Annotated in this window: 10 protein-coding genes and 1 pseudogene; 7 read left to right on the top strand and 4 right to left on the bottom strand. The window is 48.0% G+C overall.

The window, feature by feature from the left end; translation table 11 throughout:
• Positions 1–58: 58 nt before the first annotated feature.
• The 3 genes and pseudogenes from ATY27_RS17410 to ATY27_RS17400 form a co-directional block, all read right to left on the bottom strand.
• Positions 59–238: pseudogene (locus ATY27_RS17410) on the bottom strand (flagellin); the annotation flags it as partial.
• Between the two features lie 82 nt (positions 239–320).
• Positions 321–2,093 carry a glycosyltransferase gene (locus ATY27_RS17405; protein ID WP_208931860.1) on the bottom strand — a complete coding sequence of 591 codons (1,773 nt, stop codon included), beginning with the start codon at positions 2,091–2,093 and terminating at the stop codon, positions 321–323.
• 134 nt (positions 2,094–2,227) lie between these two features.
• On the bottom strand, positions 2,228–2,878 hold the full coding sequence (locus ATY27_RS17400; RefSeq protein WP_208931859.1) for a response regulator transcription factor: 651 nt from the start codon (positions 2,876–2,878) through the stop codon (positions 2,228–2,230).
• 43 nt (positions 2,879–2,921) lie between these two features.
• Here ATY27_RS17400 and ATY27_RS17395 point away from each other — a divergent pair, with 43 nt between their 5' ends.
• Complete coding sequence (locus tag ATY27_RS17395) at positions 2,922–4,559, top strand: MASE1 domain-containing protein (RefSeq protein WP_208931858.1); 1,638 nt, start codon at positions 2,922–2,924, stop codon at positions 4,557–4,559.
• Positions 4,560–4,597: 38 nt separating this feature from the next.
• Here the strand turns inward: ATY27_RS17395 and ATY27_RS17390 are convergent, their stop codons facing one another.
• Positions 4,598–4,834: a hypothetical protein gene (locus ATY27_RS17390; RefSeq protein ID WP_208931857.1), complete on the bottom strand. Its 237-nt coding sequence runs from the start codon at positions 4,832–4,834 to the stop codon at positions 4,598–4,600.
• 985 nt (positions 4,835–5,819) lie between these two features.
• Here ATY27_RS17390 and ATY27_RS17385 point away from each other — a divergent pair.
• The 6 genes from ATY27_RS17385 to ATY27_RS17360 all read left to right on the top strand — a co-directional run bounded on the left by ATY27_RS17385 (position 5,820) and on the right by ATY27_RS17360 (position 11,709).
• Complete coding sequence (locus tag ATY27_RS17385) at positions 5,820–6,518, top strand: hypothetical protein (protein ID WP_208931856.1); 699 nt, start codon at positions 5,820–5,822, stop codon at positions 6,516–6,518.
• 1 nt (position 6,519) lies between these two features.
• A complete protein-coding gene (locus ATY27_RS17380) occupies positions 6,520–7,557 on the top strand; it encodes a hypothetical protein (RefSeq protein WP_208931855.1) in 1,038 nt (345 codons plus the stop codon).
• A 94-nt stretch (positions 7,558–7,651) separates the two neighbouring features.
• Complete coding sequence (locus tag ATY27_RS17375; RefSeq protein WP_208931854.1) at positions 7,652–8,188, top strand: hypothetical protein; 537 nt, start codon at positions 7,652–7,654, stop codon at positions 8,186–8,188.
• A gap of 111 nt (positions 8,189–8,299) precedes the next feature.
• Positions 8,300–9,208 (top strand): tyrosine-type recombinase/integrase, encoded by a 909-nt coding sequence (locus tag ATY27_RS17370; RefSeq protein ID WP_208931853.1) that lies wholly within the window; start codon positions 8,300–8,302, stop codon positions 9,206–9,208.
• Entirely contained in the window at positions 9,205–11,223 is a 2,019-nt protein-coding gene (locus tag ATY27_RS17365) for an AAA family ATPase (RefSeq protein ID WP_208931852.1), read from the top strand. The genes ATY27_RS17370 and ATY27_RS17365 overlap by 4 nt, the downstream gene beginning before the upstream one ends.
• Before the next feature lie 36 nt (positions 11,224–11,259).
• Positions 11,260–11,709: a DUF6641 family protein gene (locus ATY27_RS17360; RefSeq protein ID WP_208931851.1), complete on the top strand. Its 450-nt coding sequence runs from the start codon at positions 11,260–11,262 to the stop codon at positions 11,707–11,709.
• Positions 11,710–11,770: the final 61 nt, after the last annotated feature.

Here is an 11,770-nt window from a genome sequence, read left to right as displayed (position 1 = left end):
GTGCGAAATTAATCTCGGCAGCTGAATTAACATGCATATCTCTGTCATTGCATCATTGTCAATTCAGCAGACTTAATGCTGCCCCTGGGCGTTGATTCGCTTGCGCTAAGATTTGACGTCGCGTCAATTCAGCTGTTTCTCTTGCATAGTCAGTATTTTTAATCTGACTTCGTGCTGCTGATGCATTCTCAGCGACATTAGAAATATTACGTATTGTCGATTGAAATCAATTTTATACTACCTGCCAACATGCCAGAACTTTTTGAGGGATGCCACTGCTTTGTTTCTGATTTAGGACGATTCGTCTTTTCGCATTTGAATCAGGCTGATTTCGGCTCAGCCGAATCAAGCAATCGCTGACACCACCACACCATATAATCGCGCTGCAGCATTTTCTGCTGCACACGGTCGCCACCAACCAGACAATAGGGCATATCAAGTAATCGTTTTCTGGCCTCTTCAGCTTCCATATCGCTGTCGCTGAATAAAAACGGATAAGGGGCATTGTGATAGTCAGGAAACTGCTCAGCTTCAGGCGGTGATTGGATGAGGATAAACAGCAGGCTTTGAAGGTCATCTATGTTGGGATACCCACTATTCGCACGCCAGCAAATTAATGTCCATTCGTCACTTAATACTCTCGAATGCTGCGGCAGCAACATGCTTAAAGTCTCGATACCATCGAGTAAAGACAGGCAGACGAGCCGACGCAACAAAGTTTGTTGGGATTGCTCCAGCAAAGGCCGTTGTAAATCCTGTTTTAACATGGGCAGCGCGATGATGAGCTGCCGGATAGCTCGCGGACTAGTTTCATCAAAGCCCTCGACTACTTCACGGGCGAAAATCTGGTGCTTGAGGGTATGGCCTTGCGGCGAAGTCGCCAGCATCGCCAAGCGACATGGACGTTGAGAGGCTGCATCCTGCCTGGCAGCAGTGACCGCAGTAAAATCCAGTTGGCCAATGGCAGCACCTAACTGCCGCTGGATCGCTTCATAAGAATATTCCCGCTCCAACCGAGCCCGGCCTGCCGTTGCTATTTTGGTAATCAAAGCAGGTTGTTGCAGATAGCGCAGTAGCGTTTCACTGAAGTTACCGACATCACAGGCGATATACTCTTGCCCCGGCACAAAGTAATCGGCCATTTGCATCTGTGGTAAACCAAAGTCCACATCAAGCTGCAATAGCGCAACTTGATGGTTCATCAGCTCACAACTGCGGTAGTTATAAGGCCCATTAAACCCAACGACGTTCAGCCCGATTTTACTGCGCGCCAGTAACTGACTGTATTCCTGATGCGAAACACCACTGACAAAAACAACCTTATATTGGTTGGCATACTGCTTTGCGAAATCATGCGCTAACTGCATGGCCACATCGCGCCAGCCACCATATTCAGCTCTTGGGCTCTCACCAAAACTCACAATCAAATCAATGTCTTTACTCAGGTTGTACTGACCTGTTGAATAATGAAACGAACCCCAGTTCGCACCAAATGGCAGGCTCAGCACCGTTTTATCCGCCATCAATGATTGATAAAGCGGCACAAAAGCCGAAGACACAGGAGCTACAACATCAAAGAGTTTCGCCAGATATTCACAGTGCAAGCCACGAAAGGTGTGGCAGACCCCGGCAACCGAGGGAAATGGCAATCGCTCCAGTCCTTTCGGCGCTATGCTGGCACCACAAGCTTGTGGGTCGAAATAATACTCAGGTGTAAAACCGGCAGGTAAGCGCTGGATGGCTTCTGCAAGGTCATCTATGGAAATGTCAAAAGCCAGTCGGTCAGCTCGCCCTTGTACTAAATGCGGTACTGACAGTGACACCACATCGGCGTAAATCAGCAGGCCAATACTCTGAAAATTTGGATACACGTCGTAGTTAATCAGCCCCAGTAAAATTCGCGGGCGCTTTATCTTGAGCTTGGCCGCATGCTTGGTGCGAAAGTGATTGCGGTACAACAGGAAGTTCAGATTATAGAGAGATGGGCCGCTAGCCAGCGTCTCTAACTTCCCTTCCAATGCCTGAATGACGGATACATCATGCTGATACTGACTTTCAATTGCATGAATTTGCTGAATAACTTGGTCGACCATGGCATACATCTTTGATTGCGAACAGATGTATGCACACTAAAAGCCTCGCTTCATATAAAAGCCGGAATAAATCGTAGCTGGTATCAGAATTATTCTGAGCAACGGCTACCTGTGACAAACAATAATCGCTGTGCTTAGTCCGTCAGTACACTGAGTTCTAGCAAGCCAAACTTCAGCGCCAGCTGCAGTAACTGATAGTCGCTCTGCACTCCCAGCTTCTGGCAGATATTGGCACGATGGGTATGAACAGTTTTGTCGTTTAAATCGAGTTCTCGTGCCGCAGTCTTGACGCAATAACCGCGGGCCAGCAGGCTGAAGACTTGTTGCTCTCGACTGGTCAGTTTGTCGAGCCCCGCCTGCTTCTGGGCTCGCTCACGTTGCTTCAGGTTGCGGGCCACGTCACTGCTTAAGAAAAATTCGCCCTGTGTGATGCGCTCCAGTGCCAGGGGCAATTCATCAGCAGCGGTGCGTTTTGACAGGTAAGCATGCACACCGGCCTCTTCGGCCTGTTGCACATAAGGATTGTTATCGTAAATCGAAACCATGACAAAATAGGCTTGCGGCTGACTTAGTTTCAGCGCCTTGATAAGCTCAGGGCCTTTGATATCGGGCAATGAATGATCTACCAGAATCAGATTAAAACTTTGCAGACTCGCTTGATTCAGCGCTTCTTTACCACTACCTGCTTGCGCGATGGATTGATAATCGCCAATTGAATCAAACAGATGACAGAACCCATCCCGCACAATAGGATGGTCATCAACTACTAATACTGACCAGGGCATGTGTCACACTCATCCTTGGAAGCAACTGACAAGACTTTAGCAAATGTGGGAACAATACAAAAAGGAATTTTTCCGTACCGACAACGCCGCTGAACTGATGTTGGGACATCTGGCTGTGGTGCTGCTGTATGGTACGGCTTTTTTATGTTTCTATTTTTTCTCCCGCAACTTCTTTACCCATCAGGGCTGGTCTGCGTGGTTCATGCCAGCTGGCCTGCGCCTTGCTGTGTTGTTAATAGTTCCGTGGCGATATTGGCCGACGTTGATTGTCACTGAGTTTTTTTGCCAGCGCAGTATCACGATTGGCTATGGCAATGTCCTTCCTGAGGTCTGGGGCGCAGTACTGAGATTTGGCACGAAGCAAGGCTTGGTGATTCTTGTAGCCTTCTGGTTTAAGGTTCACTGGCCTGTCACTCAGTTGCACAAAACAAAGTATGTGCTGCTGTTGCTTACGCTCATGCTGTGGGAATCAGTGGTCAGTGCAACTTCGCTGATGTGGTTTACGCCGTTTTACCAGAACATTCCAGCGGAACAAAAGCTCTCAATATGGTGGGCATTTATCTGTGGCAATCAGATTGGTATTTTCTTGCTGGGTATTCCGCTGCTTGGCGTGTGGCAGTTCTGGCGGCAACAACGCAAAGAGTGGAAAACTCCAGCCAAACGATGGAAAGCAGCGAGCCTATTACTGCTGATAGTTTTGGCTTTTTTCCTGTTTCGTGCCGAACCGGATGCGCTCTATCTAGTATTATCGTTGAGTCTGTTTCCCGCCGCCATGCTCTGTTATTTAACCGGCTGGACCGGCGCTGTGATTGCATTAACGACGCTCAACTTTGCGACTGCTTTTACCTTGTATGGCCAGTCAGGCACCCTAACCATGCAACAGTTACAGGCATTTGTATTGCTACTCAACATTGCAATCCTGCTGTTTGGATCCTTGATGTCAACGCAGCAAAGTCTGACCCGAGACCTTAGGCAACAAGCGGCGCAACAGACTGAACTCGCTATCCGCAATCAGCAACTATCTGAGAAGTTTTCCAGCGTGCTCGAATATGAGCGCAAGGTCGTATCCAACGAACTCCACGACGAACTCGGTCAGGTGGCGACTGGTCTCAAACTGCAAATCAAAGCGCTGCAACGGCAAGAACCCAACGAACGCTTGGACAAGCTCAGCGCAACAGTCGACACCTTATACGACTCTATCTATCGATTAATGCATCAGCTCACGCCGCGTTTACTGGAAGAAAGAGGACTTATAGCCAGCCTAACTCAAGGCCCACTGCCAGAGATGCTCAGTCATGCCGACATCAACTACAGTCACCAAATTGATAACAGCGCTGAAGCTCTGCCTGAACCGGTAAAAGTTCTGCTTTATCGGGCCGCACAAGAGGCGCTGACCAACGTTGCTAAACACGCCAATGCAAGCTGGTGTCGCCTAAGTCTTGAAGTCAAAGGTGGTATTTGTTATCTGACAGTTGAAAATGATGTTGGCACCCGAGATGTGAATGAGCAGACTCCAGCAACAGAAGGCTTTGGACTTAAAAATCTACAAGAACGACTCTGGGCTGCGGGTGGCCGACTAACATCGACACTTGAAAACTCGATGTTTGTATTCAAAGTATTGCTTCCGGCCAGGCTATCGCCTGAAGTGAAGACTTCAGGCTTCCGAAGTCACTCTGAATAGCAACTATGAACGACTGGACTCAGTTGAAAACTGTGTTTTTATAAATAGCTGTTCATCAATTTCATAAAACTCAGAAACGTAGGTTCATCTACATCAGGACTGTTTGCAATTTCAGCAATTGAACGAGGGCAAAGTCCGCTAGGGCTGAGAAATGGCCACAGTTTAACCACATCTCCAACCGTAACCGGTGGAGCACTAAGGTCATCGGCCTTCATTTTTAAAATTGCCTTTCGAAGTCTGGTTGGTCTGTCGTACTGGATAAAGTTGTTTTTCATTACTACTCCTTTGTTGGAGTAGTGATCATAAAACTGATCGTTGAAATCTCAAAAATAGCAGCCTTTTAAGCTAGGGATTGGACACATAACAGACCGTCAGGTCAATTCTACCTCTAATTTATAACGCACCGATTGGGTGGGCTCCAAAAAGCACAGGACACTGAATTATGATGCTCCGGAGCACCTGACCGGCGTTTTCTCTGCCGCATTCATTCACAATAAACTCGCCAATTTCTACCCGCCGAACCACCCGATAGATGTATCAAACCAGCCAAACGTTGATGCCTGGAAGCCGGTCCGCCGCTCTACTGTGTCACCACACAGACTCTATCCGCCGGTATCTAATCTATCTGTTGCTCTAATAAGAGAGTTACTACAGAGATATTCCACAATCAGACAGATGTAGTTTTATGCACTGATAGCCATTCATTGATCACTTAGTAGATCACACTCTCAGATCACAACATGAGATTAGTAACACAGTGAGATGTGTTCAGAATCAGCAAATGTGTTCGCCGGTTTTCGCAAAATGATCGCTGTTCTGTGCAGTGCGAGTGACGAATTCGTCACTGACGAACAAAGTAACTGAGACGAACACACATTCACATCCTAAGCACTTAAATACCAGCTGTTAGCCATCACCGCCGGTGCATCAACACTCACTCAATAGCAAAACTACCAGCGCGAAACAGCTGCTGTCAGCACGCGCACAGCGTAATGATCTCTTGATCAAGCTCTGTGTCTTTTCAATCAGCTTTATCCGCTTATTCAACTAGTTGTAAGACGCCACCGCCGGTGCAGAGAGTCCATTTAGAGCGCAGGAAGCGAGGATAAAAGGCTATCCCTTGTTACAGCACGAGCTTTGCGTATTGACCGCCGGTCGCGCGGTATTTCTGCGAATTCCTACTTTTTGCGAACTGTAAATCAATTCAGGAGCAGTGCCAAAACCGGCACCGCTTTTAACTTTTGATCAAAGAGGATCTGCATGAAACAAAATCAAACGCAACTCAAGATGTTGGTTGCCAGTCTTCCGCCGGATAGCCAACTGCGCGTGCGTACTTTGAAAGTACACAGTACTGACATTAAAGCCGCCGCAGCAGAGTTACTGAGCGATATCCGGCGCAACATCTCCAACCTCAATCTTTTGTTATTCCGCTTTTATAAAGCGGAGTGCTGGTTAGCTTTGGGTTACGACTCATTTAAAGCGTGCATCGAATCTGAGTTCGGCGAAGAGGCATATCCGAGCATGCGCCGGACGGCGGTTAAAGCAAGCATCGCCTACAGCGTTGCCGGTGAAGACGGCGTGCGTATGGATTATTCCTTCCACGCCCTTGAGCCCCTGAACCGCCTGAAGGTGAAGCAGTGCAAAGCAGTGTGGCGCAAGTTACAAGAGCAGATCGGCGGTCCTGTAATCCCCAAACGCAAATTAACCCGAGAGCTGGTTGAAACAATCATCGCCGGCCTTTACCCAGAATTGAGCAAGGAAAAAACCATGAACACTCCAAACGTAAATCCGCAAGCAATTCAGTTCACACAAAAAATCAAAACGCTTGATGTCACATCACCAGATTTTCTGACCCAAGTGTTACAGGCGGTTCTTGCCTGTACGGACGAAGAAACTCGGCTGCACTGGCAACTGACTTTGAAAAAGCGCCCGCTGAAATTTTCCGGCGAGGTGAAATAACATGGCTAAAACAAAAGACAACAAGCTGAATGTTCATGTCGACAAACTCGACTTTACTGTTCAGGTCCCTGAAGACATGGTGACGCTGGTGTGGAAAAACTGCTGTTCATTGATTTTGTTTCTTCGCCAGTATTTGACACTCTTTAAGTACAGCAAGGGGCACGGTGGTTACCGGCTGGGTTTTAAAATTCCGATTGGTCTTTATGCTGTCGAGTCGAAAGAAGTCGGGGCGAAACATCTGTATATGCAAGTTGCGCCCTATTCACCGAAAAAAGCCTTTTTACGTATCACGTTAAATGGCCATCCATACAACGCCGGAGATTTGTATGAGTGTCATCGCTGGCTGCACATTCTTGCGCCGGATATCGATGCTGCGCAACATGTCACAGTGACTCGGATCGATTTTGCTGTAGACGGTAAAACACCGTTATCGAAATTAGCTTTCACACTCATTGGCGCCCGTTCATCATGCCGCGTCTTTGGCCCTGATGGTGAACCACAAACTCTGTACGCCGGAAATCCGAAAAGCGACGTGCAGTTGTGTTGTTACACCAAGGAAGATGAAGATATTACACGTGCTGAACTGCGTGTCCGGCCTAATATCAAAGCAAGTCTCTTGCAGGCTAAAATTAAAGAAATGGACTTACCAAGCCGGCTGAAATGTTACGACCTTACGACGTTGCAGAAACAAAGCCTAAACCCATGGCTGCTTCACTGCGTGCGAGATGTTGGCTTGACCACCGTACTTCGCATTCTGAAAGACAACAAATCTGAACTTTCTTATTTCAAGAAAATGCTAGAAGTTGCAGAACTGGAGTATTTCGACAACAAGGAACTTGGCAAAATTTTAGAAACATTGGTTCAGCGCCACAGCCAAATCTGGTTCGGCGATTTTAGCACCGTCAGTGACAAGGCTCGACAGGATATCAAGGCGCGGCAAAAACCGTTTGAAACAACCTGGCCTCGCGGTATGGAGTCAGTACAAGACCAGTTTAAGGCCAACGGCCAGAAACTGTTCGGCAAGCCCAAGTTTGAATAACTGCTGTACGCGAGTTACCTCAGAAAAATTCTGAGGTAACTCATTTCTCTGGTGGCTATAACTAACTTCTGACCACTATAAGAGATGTAAGTGTATGACTAAAAAAGGAACGCAGTTAAAGGCAAGACCTCTTGCCAAAAAAGTGCTGGATAAAGTGCAATCAAAGGTCTTTAAAAAATCCAAGCTAAAAAAAGCGGCACAAAAGCAGGTCGAGCTTAAGACTCTGACGCCTAAAACACTACTCAACAGCAAAGATATTATTAAGACAGCCATTCAACAAGCTGGGATTGACGATGCGGAATTAGCGTCAGAATTCAAAAAACTGGGAAAATTAATAAAGACCCGAAACGACGCAGAAAAAGCAGAAGTAGCAAAAAACATCACAGCACTTCTCAATCAACACACCCATATTCTGGAAATATTCAAAGTAATCAGAATTTTAAATAAAACTCGGTCGGTGACCAAAACAAAAATTGAGTTGCTGCAGAGCACTAAAGACAAATTTGACCATGTTGTCCAAGACCTGACCAACCAAGAGTATCAATTATCGAATGGCCAGCCGGTTAAGACGCAAAACGATGCGTTGCTCTATTTAATTGAGCATTTTAAATCTCATCAAACCGCTACCTAAATACCCCTTTTAATCCCTCCAGAGCCAGTGCTACCTTGGTGTAGCACTGCTTTTCAGCAGTTTCCTACCGATAAATCAATCACTTAAATCACTTACATACCGGAGTACTTTATGAGTACAGCATGTCCGTACACGCTGTATATCAGCCGTTTATCGCCCAATAGTCGCCGCTCTATCAGCTCGCAGCTGAATAGCCTGGGGAAGCTAATGGGATGGGACGAAGCTGAGCGAGCACAGCGTTTTGCACAATTAGACTATCAACAGGCCATGGTGTTGCGTCAGCAGATGCAGGCCGCTGGCTGGAGCGCCCGTTCTATTAACAGAGCCATGATTGCGATCCGGGGGATTGTCAAAGTGGCTGTTTTGACTGGCCATGTGACACAGCAGACCTTGGCGCAGCTGGAGGCCATCCAGCAAATCAAGCACGGCGAACACCAAGGCACCGCCTTATCCACAAAGCAAGTCGAACAGCTGTTTTACCAGCTAAGAGCCGATTTATCGCCGATTGGCTATCGGAACTTGCTGGTCTTTGCACTGCTGCTGGGGACTGGCCTTCGTCGTAGCGAACTGGTGGCATTAACCCTGAAAGACTATGACAAGCCCAATAAAACCCTGTTGGTGCGCCATGGTAAGGGCAATAAAAGCCGTGTGGTCTACCTCCCCGAATGGAGCCTTGAGTACCTGCAAGCATGGCTAAAAATCAGGGGCAATGGTGAGGGGTATCTGCTGTGCTCGGTCTATAGCAGTGGCAAGGTAAAGCCGACTGAAGCCATGAATGCATCAACTGTCTATAGGCTTATCCGGCAAAAGCTCGAAGCTGTGGGGGTGGCGAATGTTTCCCCTCATGACTTACGCCGTACCTTTATTACCCGCTTGTTGTCGCAGAACGTCGACATCAACACAGTGCGACAGATGGCCGGACACGCCAGTATCAGCACCACCACCATCTACGACAAGCGTGACCATGAGTTTATGCAGCAAGCCGCTGCCATCCTGAACTACCGGAGCCACAACCGATGAGACGTAACGCCAGTTTGCATTACCCTTATCTGTCGTCTCAGTTTTGTTCGATGATTGTGCGGGAATACATCGATGATTCCGATAGTGAGCTGCTAAGCCCCAGTATGCTCAACCGCATGTGTTTTATCTCGAATCTAACGACACGTCAGATGCCAACCAGCCAAATGCTGGACGCTTTAGCCATCTCAGACCCATACCCAAAACAGACGGAGGCCTTAAAAGCCAATTGTCGACGCTTATGCAGTTTGTACGGTATCGACAGCAAGTTTGCCATGGTGTTGGAATTTGTTGCGGTGGTAAATCTCAATGCGGGGCTGACAGCGGTATTGGGCAACTTGGAATGTGAGGGGGTAAACATTGATAGCTGCGCGGTATTGGCCGAACAGTGTGACATGCCACTTTCTGATCTGAAAAATGCCTTAGCACTGCTGGTAGACCAAGGCCTGCTTCAGCAAAGCTTCGAAGAGTGGGAACCCGCCAAGATGACCATTGCAAGGCCAATACTGCTGCGCCTTAGTGGCTCACTGGTGCAAAGTAAAGGTGACTTACTGCAAACCCTGTTGTTTGAAGCGCCACCCGCAACCTTTGATTTATCGTCGTTTAGTCAGGCCAATACCGACCTGATGCAGCGCTACTGCCAAAACGCCATGGCCAAGGGGGATAGTGGTATTAGCCTGCTTATCCATGGTGAACCCGGCACAGGTAAAACTGAACTGGTGCGAAGCCTCGCTAAAGCCTGTGGTTGCCAGCTTTATGAAGTGCGAAATCTGCGCTTTGACGCTGGACAAGTAGATAACGAGTTTGGTGCCCGTCATGCCAGTAATCAGCGGGTAAAAATGTTATCTACCTTGCAACAGATGCTGGCGGCAACCCCCAATACCATGCTGGTGATAGATGAATGCGAAGACATGTTCAGTAGTTCAGACACCAGCTACAGCAAAGACAGTATGCAGCGCCTGCTTGAGCAAAACCAAGTGCCATGCATCTGGATCACCAATTACGCCGCAGAGCTGGAAACCAGCTTTATCCGACGTTTTAAGTTGGTGGTTCCCATGCCTGCCCCTGAAAAAGCAGACCTTCGCAAAATCGCGGGGCAGACATTTAAAGGTATGGCATTACCGGATGACTATATCCGTAGGCTGTGCGGTATTGAGCATATGACACCAGCTCTGATTCAAAATGCTGGCCATGTGGCAAGGCGGGTTGATGCCAAACACCAAGAGGCAGAACGCATCATCGATGAGGTGGTAGAAAATAGCTTAAGCGCTGCCAGCCTTTGGGATAGTAAACCCAAGTACCAGCAGCAACTGCGCTTTGACCCCGTCTTATTGAATATTCGGGGCGACCCGATTAGTAAGGACCACATTACACAGGCTATCCGCCAGCAAGACTCGATACGGGTATTACTGTGTGGCCCCCCTGGTACTGGCAAAACTGCCTATGCCCATTATTTGGCCGAGCAACATGACATGCCACTGAAGCAAATCCGTTGTTCTGATGTACTGAGTAAATACGTCGGAGAAAGTGAGCAGAATGTCGCCCGTATTTTTGAAGAGGCGACAGCAGAGCAGCAAATACTACTGCTGGATGAAGTAGATAGCTTACTGACTAGCAGAGACAGACTGCGATCGCAGCATGAGCTTCAGCTCGTCAACGAACTGCTGACGCAGCTTGAGAGCTTTGAGCAGCCGCTCTTTGCAGCGACGAACTACGACACGCTGTTAGACCGTGCTGTAATGCGCCGCTTTGACTTCAAGTTGTTCTGTGACTACTTGAATGCTGAGCAAGTCAAAACGCTGTACAAGCGCACGCTGAGCGTTAGAACGCTGTCTGACGATGAGCTGTCAGCGCTGAGTTTACTCAAGCAGTTAACCCCCGGCGATTTCGCCATTCTCGCAAGACGCCTGAAGTTCTGCGAGGCCAATAAAACCAATCTACGCGATATGGCCATCGGCCTGCTTCGCGACGAAAACCAACGCAAGCAACCACCCCAAGCGATTGGCTTTATCAAATAGCCACAACGCTTACACCAAACATTTAAGGAAACTACCATGACTACATTATTGAGCACGCTCAAGGTGATCGACCGTCCAAAAATCGAAGCCAAGCCACCTATTTTAGGCAAACGCATGAAGCTGATTGATCGGCTAGAAGAACAACTGACCATGGCCAAAGCCATGCTCGACAAAACCCCATTCGAGGCCTTTCGGGAAAAGTCAGTCAAAGACCCTGAAACTGGCGAGCGTAAAACCATTCGTAAACGCCGCTCAGTCCGGCCTTGGTATTACGACAGCAACGAACACTACTACATCGAAATCAAGGTAGGCCTCAAAGCTATTGAGCTGGAAAAAGGCAAAACTGCGATTGATGTGGGGCCAAAAGAACAGCTACCTGATGTGATTAACACCATTATTCAGGCGGTCGAAAAGGGCGAGCTGGATACGCACATACTGGCCATCACGTCAGTTAAAGCGGGTGAAAAACGGGCTCAGAAAAAGTAGCACTGCAACCCTCAAAACGCACAAAAATTAGTTCTGTGAGTTTTGGAGGTGGGCTTTGAAG

It is taken from the genome of Rheinheimera sp. F8 (genome assembly GCF_001518915.1).
The sequence above is the reverse complement of the archived record's forward strand: the minus strand, read 5'-3'. Positions and strand labels throughout refer to the sequence as shown.

Excerpts from the sequence above, each read along its gene's own strand:
- ATY27_RS17370 (WP_208931853.1), top strand. The coding sequence starts at position 8,300 with ATGAGTACAGCATGTCCGTACACGCTGTATATCAGCCGTTTATCGCCC.
- ATY27_RS17385 (WP_208931856.1), top strand. The coding sequence starts at position 5,820 with ATGAAACAAAATCAAACGCAACTCAAGATGTTGGTTGCCAGTCTTCCG.
- ATY27_RS17380 (WP_208931855.1), top strand. The coding sequence starts at position 6,520 with ATGGCTAAAACAAAAGACAACAAGCTGAATGTTCATGTCGACAAACTC.
- ATY27_RS17375 (WP_208931854.1), top strand. The coding sequence starts at position 7,652 with ATGACTAAAAAAGGAACGCAGTTAAAGGCAAGACCTCTTGCCAAAAAA.
- ATY27_RS17365 (WP_208931852.1), top strand. The coding sequence starts at position 9,205 with ATGAGACGTAACGCCAGTTTGCATTACCCTTATCTGTCGTCTCAGTTT.
- ATY27_RS17360 (WP_208931851.1), top strand. The coding sequence starts at position 11,260 with ATGACTACATTATTGAGCACGCTCAAGGTGATCGACCGTCCAAAAATC.
- ATY27_RS17405 (WP_208931860.1), bottom strand. The coding sequence starts at position 2,093 with ATGGTCGACCAAGTTATTCAGCAAATTCATGCAATTGAAAGTCAGTAT.
- ATY27_RS17400 (WP_208931859.1), bottom strand. The coding sequence starts at position 2,878 with ATGCCCTGGTCAGTATTAGTAGTTGATGACCATCCTATTGTGCGGGAT.
- ATY27_RS17390 (WP_208931857.1), bottom strand. The coding sequence starts at position 4,834 with ATGAAAAACAACTTTATCCAGTACGACAGACCAACCAGACTTCGAAAG.
- ATY27_RS17395 (WP_208931858.1), top strand. The coding sequence starts at position 2,922 with ATGTGGGAACAATACAAAAAGGAATTTTTCCGTACCGACAACGCCGCT.